The organism is Aeromonas sp. Y289-2 (assembly GCF_027705925.1).
Taxonomy (GTDB): domain Bacteria; phylum Pseudomonadota; class Gammaproteobacteria; order Enterobacterales; family Aeromonadaceae; genus Aeromonas; species Aeromonas veronii.
In genome coordinates this window covers 170539-186629 of the sequence record NZ_JAPDCH010000003.1, presented here as the reverse complement: position 1 = coordinate 186629, position 16091 = coordinate 170539, and the positions used below count along the sequence as shown (strand labels likewise).

The window sequence follows — 16091 nt, the reverse complement described above, 5'->3', positions numbered from 1 at the left end:
AAACGGGAGTGACCATGATATAATCCGCCGCCCTGACGCAAACGCTGCGCGCCGGAATACAGGAGAGACTCATTGCAAGGCCAAGAATTGCATGCCTTTATCATCGACAAGATCGATGACATGAAAGGCCGCGACATCATCACCCTCGATGTACGCGGCAAATCCAGCATTACTGACACCATGATCATCTGTTCCGGCAACTCCAGTCGTCACGTCAGCGCCATTGCCCACCATCTGGCCAGCGAGGCCCGCCACGCGGGTCTGGATCTGCTGAGCGTGGAAGGACAACTGAGCGGTGAATGGGTGCTGGTAGATATGGGCTCGGTGATCGTGCATGTGATGCAGGATGAACACCGTGACTTCTACCAACTGGAAAAGCTGTGGAGCGGTGCCGCTCAAATGAATACGCAATAAGAGCACAAGTGTAACGACCATGAAGATCCAGTTGATTGCGGTGGGCACCAAGATGCCCGCCTGGGTAGAGCATGGCTTCGAAGAGTATCGTCGCCGCTTCCCCAAAGACATGCCGTTTGAACTCGTCGAGATCGGCGCAGGCAAACGGGGCAAAAATGCCGACATTCCCCGCATCCTGCAGAAGGAAGGGGAAGCCATGCTGGCGGCTGCGGGGCGCTCGCGCATCGTCACCCTCGACATTCCGGGCAAGCCCTGGACCACGGAGCAGCTGGCCACCCAGCTGGAGGCATGGAAACTCGATGGCCGCGATGTTGCCCTGCTGGTAGGCGGGCCGGAAGGCTTGTCCCCCGAGTGCAAGGCTGCCGCCGAACAGAGCTGGTCACTGTCACCGCTCACCCTGCCCCATCCGCTGGTGCGGGTACTGGTGGCCGAGAGCCTCTATCGGGCCTGGAGCATCACCACCAATCATCCGTATCATAGAGAGTGAGCCATGCGTCTCTGGAGTCTCACCGCTCATATTCACCCCTATCACAGAGAGTGAACAATGCAGTTCCTGCTCTTATTGCCCCCAAGGGTCTTGAGGTAAAGGCATGCTGAAACAACGCATCGAAATGCGCGATCACAGTGCCGAGGGCAATCTGTTCTTCCGGCGCACCCTGGTAGCCTACATCGGCATCGTCGTGCTGATGCTGGTGCTGCTGGGCAATCTCTATTATCTGCAGGTCGAGTCCTACGACACCTACCAGACTCGCTCCAACTCCAACCGCATCCGCGTGGTGCCGGTGGCGCCGCCACGGGGTCTCATCTATGACGCCAACGGCGTGCTGCTGGCGGAAAACCGCCCGGTCTACAGTCTGGAAATCGTGCCGGAAGAGACCAAAGATCTCGAAAAAACCGCCGACCAGCTGATCACCCTGCTGGGTCTGCCGGAGGGCACCAAGGAGAAGTTCCTCGCCGAAGTGAAGCGCCAGCGCCGCTTCAAGCCGGTCCCCCTCTACGAGAAACTGACCGAATATCAGGTAGCCCTCTTCTCGGTCAATCAGCATAACTACCCGGGCGCCAGCATCGAGGCCTACCTCAAGCGCTACTACCCGTTTGGTGACACCCTCACCCACGCTTTGGGCTATGTGGCCAAGATCAATACCCGTGACGTGGAGCGCCTCGAGAAGGAAGAAAAACTCGCCAACTATGCGGCCACCAAGGATATCGGCAAGCAGGGGGTGGAGAAGTATTACGAGGATGAGCTGCACGGTGTGGCGGGCTATCAGGAGGTCGAGGTGAACAACCGCGGCCGGATTGTCCGTACCCTCAAGTTCCAGCCGCCTATTCCCGGCAAGGATATCTACCTCAATATCGACGTCCGGATGCAGCTCAAGGCCCAGCAACTGCTGGCCGGCCAGCGCGGCGCCATCGTGATGATGGATCCGAGAACCGGCGCCATCATCGCCATGGAGTCGAGCCCGAGCTATGACCCCAACCTGTTCGTGACCGGCATCTCCAGCGCCAACTACTCGGCGCTCCTCAACGATCCGGCGCGGCCGCTGGTGAACCGCACCACTCAGGGCATCTATGCCCCCGCCTCCACCGTCAAACCCATGATGTCAGTAATGGGGCTCAACGAGGGGGCCATTACCCCAGGCTACCGCTATTTCGGCGGCCCCAGCTTCTCCATTCCCGGTACCACCAAGAAGTTTCGCGACTGGCGCCGCTGGGGACACGGCTGGCTCGATGTCTATCGCGCCATCGAGGTCTCGGCAGATACCTATTTCTACGATCTCGCCTATCGGGTCGGCATCGACAAGATCCACAGCTACATGACCAAGTTCGGCTTCGGTCAGTACAGTGGCGTCGACCTCTATGAAGAGACCAAGGGAGTCATGCCATCCCGTGACTGGAAAATGGCCCGCTGGCGTCAGCCCTGGTATCAGGGGGACACCATCTCCATCGGTATCGGTCAGGGTTACTGGAGCGCCACGCCAATCCAGCTGGCCAAGGCGATCAGCATCCTGACCCAGAATGGCCACGATGTGACCCCGCACCTGCTCAAGAGCACCGCCTCCCAAGCGGGAGTGGTCGATGCTCCGATCAACCCGAACATGGCGCTCAAAACCAAGAGCGACAGCTACTGGCAGGTGGCGCGGGAGGGGATGTGGCGAGTGATCAACGGCCACGAAGGTACCGGCCGTCGCGCTTTTGCCAACACCCCCTATGTGGCGGCAGGCAAGTCCGGCACCGCCCAGGTGGTCAACATGAAAGAGAATCAGGTCTACAACGCCAAAACCATGAAAGTGGAGCATCGCGACAATGCCCTGTTTGTCGCCTTTGCCCCCTATGAAACACCCAAGGCAGTCGTGGCGCTGGTGCTGGAGAACGCCGGTGGTGGCAGTACCAATGCGGCCCCCGTTGCTCGCCAGATGCTGGATGCCTATCTGCTGCCCCCTGATCCGCAACTGCCACCGGCACCGGAAAAGCCGTCCCAACCGAGTGAGGTCGCTCCCAATGAGTAATTCTGCCCGCCAGCAGAGCATCTGGTACAAGCTGCATATCGACTTGCCCCTGCTGCTCGGTCTGCTGGCCGTGATGACCCTCTCCATGGTGGTGCTCTACTCCGCCTCCGGTCAGGATATGGACTCCATCGTGCGCCAGCTGGTGCGCGGCGGTCTCGCCTTTGCCCTGATGATCGGCCTGGCCCAGCTGCCCCCCTCCCTCTACGCCCGCTGGTCGGTGCCGCTGTTCGCCGTGGTGGTGCTGATGCTGATTGCGGTGGACGTGTTCGGCCACATCGGCAAGGGGGCCCAGCGCTGGCTCGATCTGGGCTTTATGAAGTTCCAGCCCTCCGAGGTGATGAAGCTCTCCATGCCGATCATGGTGGCCGCCTGGCTCAGTCGCCACTCGCTGCCACCCAAGTTCAGCCATGTGGTGATCGCCCTCATCATGGTGCTGCTGCCCACCCTGCTGATCGCCGCCCAGCCTGACCTTGGCACCTCCATTCTGGTGGCCGCCTCCGGCTTCTTCGTCATCTTCCTGGCGGGGCTCAGCTGGTGGCTGATCGGCTTGGCGGTCCTGCTGATGCTGGCCTTTATGCCGGTGCTCTGGTTCTTCCTGATGCACGACTACCAGCGCCAGCGGGTGCTGATGCTGCTCGACCCGGAGAAAGACCCGCTCGGCCGCGGCTATCACATCATCCAGTCCAAGATTGCCATCGGCTCCGGCGGCGTCTTCGGCAAGGGGTGGCTGCAAGGGACCCAGTCCCAGCTGGAATTCCTGCCCGAGCGCCATACTGACTTCATCTTCGCGGTATTTAGCGAAGAGTTCGGTCTGGTGGGGGTTGCCCTGCTGCTGGTGCTCTACCTCTACGTCATCAGCCGCTGCCTCTTTATCTCGATGCAGGCCCAGAACAGCTTCGAGCGACTGCTGGGTGGTGCCATCACCCTCACCTTCTTCGTCTATGTGTTCGTCAACATGGGCATGGTAAGCGGCATCCTGCCGGTGGTAGGTGTGCCCCTGCCGCTGGTGAGCTATGGCGGCACCTCCATGGTGACCCTGATGGCCGGATTCGGTATCCTGATGTCCATCCAGACTCATAGAAGACTGCTTGCCTGATGAGACGGGTTGGATTGCTGCTCTCTCTCGTCACAACTATGGCAACCGCCGCCGTGGCGCCGGATCGGTTGGCCCTGCTCGCCGAACAGCAGCAAGTGCCGCTGGCCGAGTTGCAGGCGGCGGTGGCCAGCGCCCGGCTAAGGCAGGAGGTGCTCGACACCATCAGCAAGCCGTGGGAGGCCAAGCCCTGGCATCGCTACCGGCCGCTGTTCGTTACCCCGGATCGGATCCGTGATGGCCAGCAGTTCTGGCAGCAACATGCCGAAACGCTGGCCCGCGCGGAGCAGACCTATCGGGTGCCCGCCTCGCTCATCGTGGCCATCATCGGAGTCGAGACCTTCTACGGTCGCCAGATGGGCCGCCATCCGGTGCTCGATAGCCTCTACACCCTGGGGTTTCACTACCCCAAGCGGGCCGACTTCTTTGCCAAGGAGTTTGCCCAGCTGGTGGTGCTGGCCAAAGAGGAAGGGTGGCAACTCGATGCCCTCAAGGGCTCCTATGCCGGCGCCATGGGGATGGGGCAGTTCATGCCCTCCAGCTACCGCCACTACGCCGTCGATTTTGACGGGGATGGCAAGCGGGATCTGTTTGCCAACCCGGTCGATGCCATCGGCAGCGTGGCCAACTATTTTGCCAGCCACCAGTGGCGCTGGGGCGAATCCGTGGTGGAACCGGCCCAGATCGGGTTGATGGCAGTCGAACCTCTACTCAGGCCTGAGCCCGAGTTAACACAACAGTGGTCAGAACTGGCGGCGGCAGGGATTGAGCTCGCCACGCCGCTGGCCCCACAGACGCCGGTCAAGTTACTGGCGTTTGCCCAAGCCGATGGACCGGAATACTGGGTCGCACGGCATAACTTTTATGTGATCACCCGTTACAATCGCAGCCCACTCTATGCGATGGCGGTGTATCAACTTAGCCAAGCCATTCAGGAAGCGTATGCATCTTCGTCACAAACTCCTCCCGCTCAGCCTGAGCTTGTTGCTGGCCGCCTGTAGCAGCCAGCCGGAACAGAGCGCCCCCGTCGAGCCGCAAGCACCGGTCAGCAAGCCACCCGTTATCGAGATCCCGCAAGCCACCGGCGCCATTCCGCGCCCCGAGCCCCTGAGTGCCAGCGGCAACCGGGACTACTGGATCGGCAAGCAAAAGCACGAGGTGTGGCGCGACATCAAACACTACAGCGAAGAGGGCACCGCCAGCTGGCTGTCGCCGGATCTGGACGGCCAGAAGACCGCCAACGGCGATGTGCTGGACAGCAAGCTGTTCAGTGCCGCCCACCGCAACCTGCCCATCCCGAGCTATGTGCGGGTCACCAATCTGGACAACGGGCTGGAGACCATAGTGCGGGTCAACGATCGCGGTCCATTCAACAGCCCGCGCCTGATCGACCTCTCCTACGCAGCGGCCAAGCAGCTGGAGATGGTCGATAGCGGTGAGGCCCGAGTACGGCTGGAGCTGATCAGCGACACTCCGGATCAGATGGTGATCATGGAGCCGATGAAGCCCATCGAAATGACTCCGACCACTCCGGCTGCGGCCTCCAACACGCTGTCGCAAGATGGCTTCCTGGGTGAACCGACCGCACTGGCGATGGCTACACCCGCTGCCGACCCCGCTCCCGTCAAGGCGCCCGCCGCCAAGCCAGCCAAAGCGGCACCTGTCAAATCAACGACAGCCAAGGCCGCAGCGCCCGCCAGCAGTGGTGACGGCAAGATGATCCAGGTACTGGCCAGCGGCTCCCGGGATCGGGCCGAGGCGATGGGCAAGGTGATGACCCAGCGTTATGGCGTGCCCTACCGAATCGATGCTCATGGCGCCATTTTCCGGGTGCTGATTGGCCCGGTCGCCGCCGACCAGCAGGCAAGTGTGCTGGAAAAAGTACGTCAGGGCGGGCTGGAACAGGCCTTTATCGTGCCCTGATCGCCCCCTTTTGCCGCGGATGTGACTAACCGCTTACTCACTGTCATCACGTCGTTTTATGGCGTGATGACAGGGAGTGATGGATAAAAAACCAGTTCTGATTGCCATCTCGGGCTATAACCTGCGGGCGCATCTGGTATAGTTAGGCCCGCATTTTATCCCCATCTGGCTCGCAGGAATTTCAAGATGTCCAAATTTGCCCGTTCAGTTCTTCTGGCCTCACTGATCAGCGTAACCGCCCAGGCCAATACGCCGGTGCCGACACCGACCCCGAATGCCATGCCCATGGTGGTTCCCGCCGCGCCGGAGATCTCCGCCAAGGCCCATATTCTGATCGACTACTACTCAGGTCAGGTGCTGGCCGAGCAGAACGCCGAAGAGCGTCTGCCGCCCGCCAGTCTGACCAAGATGATGACCTCCTACATCATCGGCCAGGAGCTGCTGAAGGGGAACATCAAGCGCACCGACATGGTGACCATCAGCCAGAACGCCTGGTCCAAGAACTACTCCGACTCTTCCAAGATGTTTATCGAGGTGGGCAAGCAAGTCTCCGTCGATGACCTGAACAAGGGCATCATCATCCAGTCCGGCAACGACGCCTGCGTCGCCATGGCCGAGTTCCTTGCAGGCAGCACCGACTCCTTCGCCAGCCTGATGAACAGCTGGGCCGCCAAGCTCGGCATGAATGACAGCCACTTCATGAACCCGCACGGTCTGGATGCGGAAGGTCACTACAGTACCGCTCACGATATGGCCCGTCTGGGTCAGGCGCTGATCCGCGACCTGCCGGAGGAGTACAAGATCTACTCCCAGAAATCCTTCGTCTTCAACGGCATCACCCAGCACAACCGCAACCGCCTGCTGTGGGATCAATCCCTGCAGGTGGATGGCATCAAGACCGGCCACGTCAGTCAGGTCGGCTATAACCTGGTCTCCTCTGCCACCAACAACGAAGGCATGCGCCTGATCGCCGTGGTACTGGGCGCCAGCAGCGAGGCCTCCCGCGCCGCCGAGAGCAAAAAACTGCTCACCTACGGCTTTCGCTTCTTCCAAAGCCTGACCCCGTACAAGGCGGGCACCGAGCTGGTCACCCAGAAGATCTGGATGGGCGACAAACCGGAAGTGAAACTGGGCGTCGACAAAGATGTCTCCGTGCTGGTCACCCGCGGTCAGGGCAACAACCTGAAGGCTGACTTCCAGCTCGACAGCGAGCTGAAAGCGCCGCTGGCCAAAGGTCAGCGCGTCGGTACCGTGTTCCTGAAACAGGGTGACAAAGAGATCAAGCAGGTGCCGCTGGTCGCCCTGGAAGGGGTGCAGGAAGGTGGCTTGATGAGCCGTCTGTGGGACTACCTGGTACTGCTGGTCACCAGCTGGTTCAAGTAATCCAACGCACAATCCTCACCAAACAGCGGCGCCAACAGGCGCCGCTGCTGTCTGTGACCGGCAAAGGCAGTGAATAACCCTGTAAACTGCAGGTTCCGCCTTACCCTGATTTGTGGTAAAAAGCAGCACTTCCATCCTTGTCTGACCGATCCTGGCCTTGATCCCGGTCCGGGCAGCGCCCATATAGTTATGAGCCGTGCCCATATAGACTTGAAATGGCGGCCTCCACGGGCCATCGGCCACTAGCCATCCAAGATGAAGTCATCCCGGTGATGACGCAAAAGGTGAGTAAATGAATACCAAGTTTGATGAACTGCTGGAGTTTCCCTGCAAATTCCCGTTCAAGGTACTCGGCGTTGCCGACCCGGCACTGCCGGAAATGGTGGTTGAAGTGCTGCAGCAGCACGCCCCCGGCACCTACAGCCCGACAGTCCAGCCCAGCTCCAAGGGCAACTACCACTCGGTCCGCGTGACCGTGACTGCCCAGAGCAAAGAGCACATCGAAGCGATGTACCACGCCCTTGGCAAGATCGAGCTGGTGAAATACGTACTGTAATTTCTCTCTCGCCCCGTTCTGCGGGGCGACTGTTTTTGGCCGCAGCACGCCGCGAGGACGCCATGTCATCCCAGATCCCCGCCCAGTCCAGTCTGATTGTCAGGCAGCTGGGTCGCCGCCCCTACCAGCCGGTATGGGACGCCATGAAAGCCTTCACCGACAACCGCACCAGCGACACCCCAGACGAGTTCTGGGTGGTCGAGCACGATCCCGTCTACACCCAGGGCCAGGCCGGCAAGGCCGAACACCTGCTCAATCCGGGCAATATCCCGGTGGTGCAGAGCGATCGCGGCGGTCAGGTGACCTATCACGGCCCGGGCCAGCTGGTGCTCTACGTACTGGTGGATGTCCGCCGCTGCAAATTCTCGGTTCGCGAGCTGGTGACCGCGCTGGAGACAGCCATCATCAACACCCTCGCCAAAAGCGATATCCAGGCCTATGCCAAGGCCGATGCCCCTGGGGTCTATGTGAAAAATGACCTTGGCATGGAGGCAAAACTGGCCTCGCTGGGTCTGCGCATCCGCAAGGGGTGCTCGTTCCACGGGCTGGCCCTCAACATCAACATGGACATGACCCCCTTCCTGCACATCAATCCGTGCGGCTATGCGGGCATGGCCATGACCCAGACCAGCGCCCTGGGCGGCCCGCAAAGCGTGGCCGAGGCGCAATCCATTCTGGTGGCCGAACTGGCCAACCTGATTGGCTACCAAACAATAACAAACACCGAGAGTGAATCATGAGCAAACCCGTTCGTATGGAGCCGGGCGTCAAGCTGCGCGATGGCGACAAGATGGCCCTGATCCCGGTGAAATTCATGCCGGATCCCAACGAAGAACTCCTTCGCAAGCCGGACTGGATGCGGATCAAGCTGCCCCCCTCCAGCCAGAAGATCGAACACATCAAGAGCACCCTGCGCAAGAACAAGCTGCACTCGGTCTGTGAAGAGGCCTCCTGCCCCAATCTGGCGGAGTGCTTCAACCACGGCACCGCCACCTTCATGATCATGGGCGCCATCTGCACCCGTCGCTGCCCCTTCTGCGACGTGGCCCACGGCCGCCCGCTGGCACTCGATCCGGAAGAGCCGAAGAAGCTGGCGCTGACCATCAAGGAGATGAACCTCAAGTATGTGGTGATCACCTCGGTGGACCGCGACGATCTGCGCGACGGCGGTGCCCAGCACTTCGCCGACTGCATCCGCGAGATCCGCGAGCACAGCCCGCAGACCCGCATCGAGATCCTGACTCCGGACTTCCGTGGCCGGATGGAGCAAGCGCTGGAGGTGTTCCGCGAGACCCCGCCGGACGTCTTCAACCACAACCTGGAAACCGCGCCGCGCATGTATCGCGTCGCCCGCCCGGGTGCCGACTACAAGTGGTCGCTGGAGCTGCTGCGCCGCATCAAGGAGATGCACCCTCACGTACCGACCAAATCCGGTCTGATGATGGGTCTTGGCGAGACCAACGAAGAGATCGTCGAGGTACTCAAGGATCTGCGCGCCCACGGCGTCAACATGCTGACCCTGGGTCAGTATCTGCAGCCAAGCCGCCACCACCTGCCGGTGAAACGCTACGTGCCGCCAGCAGAGTTTGACGAGCTGAAAGATGTCGCCATGGAGCTGGGCTTTACCCACGCCGCCTGCGGTCCTTTCGTTCGCTCTTCCTACCATGCTGATCTGCAAGCCAAGGGCGAAGAGGTCAAATGATCTCGTACGACAGGGAGGCCAAATAACTTCCTCCCTCGCAATGGAAAAGAGCGCCTATTGGCGCTCTTTTTGTTGGTATCACTGACAGTTGCAGCTTGATGTACTCATCAGCCGTGGTCGAAGATCCCCTGCTGATGCCAGCGTTGCAGCTGGGCCAGCACCCGGGTCTCCCGCGCCGTCCACTGGGGACAGGGCCCCGCCAGCTGGGTCTTGTTGGTCTGCAGCGCTTCGTCGAGGGCAAACCAGCCGGGCACGAAGCCAAGGCGGATCTCGTAGGGCTGCGGCTGCGGGGCCACCAGCTGATCGCCAATCCGGCACAAGTAGTAGAGCGAGCGGATGCAGTAGGCATCGAACCCCGGCTCGCGGGCGGCGCGATATTCACGGGTCTCGCCAAGCAGGCCCCCCACTTCCCGCAGCTCGGCACCACACTCCTCCAGCAGCTCACGAGCGAGCGCCACATGGTGGCTCTCCCCCGCTTCAATACCGCCCCCGGGGAACATCAGATCGCCGTTGACCCGGGAGTGAACGAGCAGCAGCTCGTCGCCACGGGGCACCACGGCTCGCACCGTGAGGCGCTCAAGCGTGCGGCCATCGGTACGTACCTCGCCATGAATGAAAGAGAGATCGAACGGATTGGGCCAGCAGCTGGCCGGAGAGAACGTCGTCATCACTGCCTCAGGGCCGGTAATTGCCATGCTTGAGCTGCTCGACAATTTCGGCCGCCCGCACATCGTAGCCATCCTGCTCTGTCTTGCTCAGGGTGTGGTAGATGCCAAAACGCTTGGCTGAGACCTCGGGGCTATCCTGAAACGACTCGCTCACCTTGCCCCACAGATAGGCCAGCCCGTACTGTTTCTGGCCCATATAGAGGGTGCTGAGGGAGGTGAATATGCGGCTGTTCACCTTATCTCCCTCCTGATAGAGGGAGAGGCCGTGCTGCAGGGTGGCGATGGCCTTTTCGGGGTCGCTCTTGGCGTAGATACCGCCGAGCGCCAGTTGCAGCTCGGGTTCATCCAGCGCCTTGGTGCCTTCCAGCGCCATAAACTGCTGACGAGCCAACTCGTTGGTGTTGTTGGTCCAGTGCCAGAGCAGCAGGTAGGGATCTTGCGAATTGCGGGTCGCGGCATCGAGCTGAGCCAACTGCTCCCCGGCCGCCAGCATGCCCTCGACCCGTGGACTCTTCTGCTCGCGGGCATTCTTGTATTCAATGCTGGTGGAGCGCTCGGCGCATTTGAGATAGCGCTCAAGGTTGCGCATCAGCTCGTACTTGCGCCGATCCGTCCCCTCCTCATTGAGATAGAAGCGACTGCGGATCACATCGGTACGCTCGTAGCGACACCAGCCATCGTCCACCAGATCCTGGCAGAGCTCGGGATGATTGCCACAGATGTTGTGGATCCGATCGTCATTGCAGCCAGCCACGGCAAGGCCGACTGAAAGCATGATGAAGGTCTGTCGCAGGGGGAAATTGGCCATGGTTCACATCTTGTTGGTAACGCGGGTTGGTAACAACTGGCGCCTTTACGGGCCACCTCCGGCTAGCAAACCGGTTACATATCCATTACAATGCGCGCGCCATATAAGGCCGCGATTGCAGAATAATATAACGAAATATACACCCCTACACTGATCTGCATTCGACGAATTTTCTATTTACACCAACAACGTGAAATAAAGGATCTGGTCAATGACCCACGAGCACTACTTGCAAGCGTGGCAGGAGAGCCAGGAGCTCGCCGAAGCCATGCAGCCCTTGATTGGTCGCCTCTACCGACAACAAGGGGTCGAGATCACCCTCTACGGCCGCCCGCTGCAAAACGCCTCCACCATCGATATCCTCAAGGCCCACCGGGTCGTCCGCCGCCACCAGGGCGCTCCCCTCCCCATCCAGCAAAGCTTCCCCCTGCTTCAGGCCATCGTTGCCCTCAAACCCACCGCCGCCGAGGTTGACCTTGGCAAGCTGGCAGTCGGCTACTGGCAGGATCATCAGGATGAAGCGGGGATCGAGGACTATCTGCAAGCGCGACTGGCACCGGCCCTTGGCCGCAGCCAGATGCCGCAGCCGACCGACGTGGTGCTCTACGGCTTTGGCCGCATCGGCCGCCTGCTGGCCCGCCTGCTGATCGAGCGCACCGGCGCTGCCAATCCGCTGCGTCTGCGCGCCATCGTGGTACGCGGTGGTCGCGACGGGGATCTGGAGAAACGCGCCAGCCTGCTGCGCCGCGACTCGGTGCATGGCCCCTTCAACGGCTCCATCGAGGTGGATGTGGAACGCAGCGCCATCATCGCCAACGGCACCTTCATTCAGGTGATCTACGCCAATAGCCCGGCCGACATCGACTACACCGCCTACGGCATTCACGATGCGCTGATCGTCGACAACACCGGCGTCTGGCGTGACGAGGCAGGCCTCTCCGAGCACTTGAAGGCGCGCGGTACCGGCAAGGTGCTGCTGACCGCCCCCGGCAAAGGGGAGATGAAAAACGTGGTGTTCGGGGTCAACCATGAGGTGATAGGCCCGGGTGACAGGATCATCTCCGCCGCCTCCTGTACCACCAACGCCATCACCCCGGTGCTCAAGGTGATGCAGGAGCGGTTCGGCATCCGCCACGGCCACGTGGAGACGGTCCACTCCTACACCAACGATCAGAACCTCATCGACAACTATCACAAAGGCGAGCGCCGCGGTCGCAGCGCAGCTCTCAATATGGTGATGACCAGCACCGGCGCCGCCAAGGCGGTGGCCAAGGCGCTGCCCGAGCTCAAGGGCAAGCTGACCGGCAACGCCATCCGGGTGCCGACCCCCAATGTGTCGCTGGCGATTATCAATCTGTCGCTGGAGCAGGCCACCGATCGGGAGAGCCTCAACGCCTATCTGCAGCAGATGGCGTTAAGCTCGGCCCTGCACCGCCAGATTGACTTCAGCGCCAGCACCGAGCTGGTCTCCTCCGACATGGTGGGTTCCCGTTATGCGGGCATCGTTGACTCCCAGGCGACCATCGCCGAGGGGGATCACTGCGTGCTCTACGTATGGTATGACAACGAGTTCGGGTACAGTTGTCAGGTAGTGAGGGTGATGGAGCAGATGGCTGGCGTAGTCCGCCAGGATCTACCGGCATAGCCCGCCAGGAGCTGCCGGGCTGACCCCGAAGTTTATGGCTCAATAGTTCAAGGAGAAGGCCGGATGTCGTTTCAACAGGGTGAGTTTTTACAAGCAATCAGGCAGATGCCCGCAGAGGTGTACGAGCGGCTCAAGACCGCAGTCGAGCTGGGCAAGTGGCCCGATGGCAAGCCCCTGACCGACGAGCAGAAGGCCACGTCGCTGCAAGCCGTGATGGCCTGGCAGGCGATGCATCTCGACAACCCCGAGCACATGAACATAGGTCGTGACGGCGAGATCGTGATGAAGAGCAAGAGCGAGCTCAAGCGTCAGTATCGCGACGAGGAAGAGATAGTACGGGTCGACCTCAACCACTGAACCTGACCCGGCAGGCCGCTCGCGGCGGCCACAACAGAGAGGGGAGCCATGATGGCTCCCCTCTTTTTTCCTATCGATGCCGAGTGACTCATCCCCCTCATCCCCAACCCTTCTCCCGCTAGGGGGAGAAGGGAGCAGGCTCGCACCTGCGAACAGTGAACGGGCCACCTGCCAACGCTCTTCATGGCAAGCCTCGAGGCCAACCGCACCTCGCTCTATCCCCTCTCCCGCCGGGAGAGGGTTAGGGTGAGGGGGAAACCAGTCAGGGGGTCAGCTCCCCACGCAGGGACTGCTGCATCAGCTCGCGAATGCGGTGGGAGGGCAAGTCCTGGCTCAGCAGGAAGTGCAGCTTGGTGAGCGCCGCTTCGGCGGTCATGTCAAAGCCCGAGATCACCCCGGCCCGCGACAGGGCGTTGCCGGTGGCATAACCCCCCATATTGACCTTGCCATGCAGGCACTGGCTCAGGTTGACGATGATGACGCCGCGAGCGGAAGCCTCGGAGAGCAGCGCCAGCATGGCCGGGTTTTGCGGCGCATTGCCGACCCCGAACGACAGCAGGATCAGCGCCTTCACCGGCTGTTGCAGGATGTTGGCGATCACCTCACTGGAGATACCCGGATAGAGGGTCACCACGCCGATGGGCTGGGGAGTGATGTCGTGCAGCACCAGCGGCCGAGCGGAGGGCACACCCAGCTCACCCGCTTCCAGCGAGATGGCGATCCCGGCGTTGAGCAACGGCGGATAGTTGGGGGAGTCGAAGGCGTGGAAGCCGTCGGCGTGCACCTTCTTGCTACGGTTGCCGCGATAGAGCTGATTGTTGAAGAACAGCGTCACCTCGTGGATCGGGTAGTTGGCCGCAATATAGAGGGCGTTGAGCAGGTTCTGCTGACCGTCGGAGCGCAGCTCGGCCAGCGGGATCTGGGAGCCGGTGATGATGACCGGCTTGTGCAGATCTTCCAGCATGAAGGAGAGCGCCGAGGCGGTGAACGACATGGTGTCGGTACCATGCAGGATCACAAAACCATCGTATTTCTCGTAGTTGTCGCGAATATCCTCGGCGATGCGCTGCCAATCCGCCGGGGTCATGTCGGAGGAGTCGATGAGGGGCGCATACTCGTGGATATGGTAATCCGGCATCTCGGGGCGGTGGAACTCGGGCATCCGCGCCAGACAGTCTTCCATAAAGCCCGCCATCGGCACGTAGCCGTGATCGGAACGCTGCATCCCAATGGTGCCGCCTGTGTAGGCAATGTAGATAGACTTCTTCACACCCTCTCCTCTTGATGAAGTGAACACCGCCGGAACATGAACCATGTCGGGGTGAACCACAATGTCAACGCCCGCCAGCGCCTCTGCGTGCAGCGGAAACCGGCGAATTATAGAGACTGGCGCCCCAAATGACAGCCGTTCCATGCACCCTTTTCGGCTTTTCTGCCCTCTACCTACATAGTGTTAAATATCACAATAAACCACTAAAACGAGCATTAATACGACAAAGATGGAATTAAACGATGCTTTTTGCTACAATCCACCGGATTTTACTAAAATCCCATCTGGATGCCTGAGCATTTCAGGCCCGCACAAGCCCCATCTTTCCTGGGGCGGGGAGATGTTTCCCCTTCTTTGCTGGCACATAAGCCACACTGTTTTCATCCCGGCTGAATCTGTAAGTCTTTTGCTATGAAAGACACAGCCAATCAACATGGGAGTACTGAATGTTACAACTTGATTCCTACGCAACGCTGGTCGCTGCCACTCTGGTATTGCTGCTTGGCCGGGTGTTGGTTACCCGAGTCGGGCTGCTGCGTACCTTCAACATCCCCAAACCGGTAGCAGGCGGCCTGGTGGTCGCGCTGGTACTGCTGCTGCTGCGCTCCACCCTGCAAATGGAGCTGCAATTTGATACCAGTCTGCAAACCCCGCTGATGTTGGCCTTCTTCGCCTCCATCGGTCTCTCCGCCGATCTCGCCAGCCTGAAACGCGGCGGCAAGGCGGTGGTTACCTTCCTGATGGTGGTCACCGGCCTGCTGCTGGTGCAGAACAGTCTGGGTGTCGGTCTGGCGACCCTGCTCGGTCTGGATCCCCACATGGGGCTGCTGGCAGGCTCCATCACTCTCTCCGGCGGCCACGGCACCGGGGCGGCCTGGAGCGCTACCTTCTCCGAGAAATACGGCGTGCAATCCGCCGCTGAGCTCGCCATCGCCTGTGCCACCTTCGGTCTGGTGCTGGGCGGCCTGATCGGTGGTCCCGTCGCTCGCTATCTGGTGAAGAAAGTGCAGGTGCCCGGTGAGGAGCACAATCAGGATGAGGCCCCACAGGGCTTCGAAATGCCCGACATGGAGCGCCCCCTCACCACTTTCAGCGTTATCGAGACGCTGGCGCTGATCGCCATCAGCCTCAAGGGAGGCGAGCTGCTCTCCGCCTCGCTCAAAGGGGGCGCCTTCGAGCTGCCGATCTTTGTCTGCGTGCTGTTTGTCGGCGTGCTGCTGCGCAACGTCCTGACCCTGCTGAACTGGCATGAGGTGAGCGATCGCGAGGTCTCCCTGCTAGGCAACGTCAGCCTGTCGCTGTTTCTCGCCATGGCACTGATGAGCCTGAAACTGTGGGATCTGGCCAGCCTGGCGCTGCCCATCTTCATTTTGCTGGCCGCACAGACCGTGGCGATGGCGCTCTACGCCATCTTCGTCACCTTCCGGGTGATGGGTAAAAATTACGATGCAGCCGTGCTGGCGGCGGGTCACTGTGGCTTTGGCCTGGGGGCCACCCCGACAGCCATCGCCAACATGCAAGCCATTACCCAGCGCTTCGGTCCCTCCCACCTGGCGTTTCTGGTGGTGCCCATGGTGGGCGCCTTCTTTATCGACATCATCAACGCCATGGTGATCAAGCTGTTTATGGCGATGCCGTTCCTGTAATTCCCTTTCCGTCAGACGTATATGATCAGAGCCCACCTTTCGGTGGGCTCTTTGTTTGTTATGGACTCGCCAGCTGACGCAGGCAGAACCGGGGCTCGTATCCGCCACCAGAGTGACCC

General features: G+C 60.7%; 16 protein-coding genes. 13 read left to right on the top strand and 3 right to left on the bottom strand.

Annotated elements, in window-relative coordinates:
• Nucleotides 1-72 precede the first annotated feature (72 nt).
• The 10 genes from rsfS to lipA all read left to right on the top strand — a co-directional run bounded on the left by rsfS (nt 73) and on the right by lipA (nt 9578).
• Complete coding sequence (rsfS, locus tag OKC43_RS07270; RefSeq protein ID WP_005335165.1) at nt 73-414, top strand: ribosome silencing factor; 342 nt, start codon at nt 73-75, stop codon at nt 412-414.
• Between the two features lie 19 nt (nt 415-433).
• Nucleotides 434-901 carry a 23S rRNA (pseudouridine(1915)-N(3))-methyltransferase RlmH gene (gene rlmH / locus OKC43_RS07265; RefSeq protein WP_005335166.1) on the top strand — a complete coding sequence of 156 codons (468 nt, stop codon included), beginning with the start codon at nt 434-436 and terminating at the stop codon, nt 899-901.
• A 103-nt stretch (nt 902-1004) separates the two neighbouring features.
• Nucleotides 1005-2921 carry a penicillin-binding protein 2 gene (gene mrdA, locus OKC43_RS07260; RefSeq protein ID WP_040066816.1) on the top strand — a complete coding sequence of 639 codons (1917 nt, stop codon included), beginning with the start codon at nt 1005-1007 and terminating at the stop codon, nt 2919-2921.
• A complete protein-coding gene (rodA, locus tag OKC43_RS07255) occupies nt 2914-4017 on the top strand; it encodes a rod shape-determining protein RodA (RefSeq protein ID WP_005335170.1) in 1104 nt (367 codons plus the stop codon). The genes mrdA and rodA overlap by 8 nt, the downstream gene beginning before the upstream one ends.
• Nucleotides 4017-5015: a lytic murein transglycosylase B gene (gene mltB / locus OKC43_RS07250; protein ID WP_236271565.1), complete on the top strand. Its 999-nt coding sequence runs from the start codon at nt 4017-4019 to the stop codon at nt 5013-5015. The genes rodA and mltB overlap by 1 nt, the downstream gene beginning before the upstream one ends.
• Nucleotides 4957-5937 carry a septal ring lytic transglycosylase RlpA family protein gene (locus OKC43_RS07245; protein WP_236271564.1) on the top strand — a complete coding sequence of 327 codons (981 nt, stop codon included), beginning with the start codon at nt 4957-4959 and terminating at the stop codon, nt 5935-5937. Before mltB ends, OKC43_RS07245 begins: the two co-directional genes overlap by 59 nt.
• 186 nt (nt 5938-6123) lie before the next feature.
• Nucleotides 6124-7320 (top strand): D-alanyl-D-alanine carboxypeptidase family protein, encoded by a 1197-nt coding sequence (locus OKC43_RS07240; RefSeq protein WP_236271563.1) that lies wholly within the window; start codon nt 6124-6126, stop codon nt 7318-7320.
• 292 nt (nt 7321-7612) lie between these two features.
• Entirely contained in the window at nt 7613-7876 is a 264-nt protein-coding gene (gene ybeD / locus OKC43_RS07235) for a DUF493 family protein YbeD (protein WP_005335178.1), read from the top strand.
• 62 nt (nt 7877-7938) lie between these two features.
• Nucleotides 7939-8616 carry a lipoyl(octanoyl) transferase LipB gene (gene lipB, locus OKC43_RS07230; protein WP_106842844.1) on the top strand — a complete coding sequence of 226 codons (678 nt, stop codon included), beginning with the start codon at nt 7939-7941 and terminating at the stop codon, nt 8614-8616.
• The gene (gene lipA / locus OKC43_RS07225; RefSeq protein WP_005335190.1) at nt 8613-9578 is read left to right on the top strand and encodes a lipoyl synthase; all 966 of its coding nucleotides are present in this window, start codon (nt 8613-8615) and stop codon (nt 9576-9578) included. Before lipB ends, lipA begins: the two co-directional genes overlap by 4 nt.
• A gap of 107 nt (nt 9579-9685) precedes the next feature.
• On the opposite strand, the gene OKC43_RS07220 is transcribed toward lipA, so the two are convergent.
• Both OKC43_RS07220 and OKC43_RS07215 read right to left on the bottom strand, forming a co-directional pair.
• Nucleotides 9686-10246: an NUDIX domain-containing protein gene (locus tag OKC43_RS07220; protein WP_167565085.1), complete on the bottom strand. Its 561-nt coding sequence runs from the start codon at nt 10244-10246 to the stop codon at nt 9686-9688.
• 7 nt (nt 10247-10253) lie between these two features.
• Nucleotides 10254-11054: a DUF2989 domain-containing protein gene (locus OKC43_RS07215; RefSeq protein ID WP_236271562.1), complete on the bottom strand. Its 801-nt coding sequence runs from the start codon at nt 11052-11054 to the stop codon at nt 10254-10256.
• A 211-nt stretch (nt 11055-11265) separates the two neighbouring features.
• Between OKC43_RS07215 and OKC43_RS07210 the strand changes: the two genes are divergently transcribed.
• A complete protein-coding gene (locus tag OKC43_RS07210; protein ID WP_236271561.1) occupies nt 11266-12699 on the top strand; it encodes a glyceraldehyde-3-phosphate dehydrogenase in 1434 nt (477 codons plus the stop codon).
• A 63-nt stretch (nt 12700-12762) separates the two neighbouring features.
• A complete protein-coding gene (locus OKC43_RS07205; protein WP_011707127.1) occupies nt 12763-13056 on the top strand; it encodes a YeaC family protein in 294 nt (97 codons plus the stop codon).
• 262 nt (nt 13057-13318) lie between these two features.
• On the opposite strand, the gene ansA is transcribed toward OKC43_RS07205, so the two are convergent.
• Nucleotides 13319-14326, bottom strand: coding sequence for an asparaginase (gene ansA / locus OKC43_RS07200; protein WP_042054747.1), 1008 nt, complete (start codon nt 14324-14326; stop codon nt 13319-13321).
• A 446-nt stretch (nt 14327-14772) separates the two neighbouring features.
• Between ansA and gltS the strand changes: the two genes are divergently transcribed.
• A complete protein-coding gene (gene gltS, locus OKC43_RS07195; RefSeq protein WP_005348115.1) occupies nt 14773-15972 on the top strand; it encodes a sodium/glutamate symporter in 1200 nt (399 codons plus the stop codon).
• Nucleotides 15973-16091 lie beyond the last annotated feature (119 nt).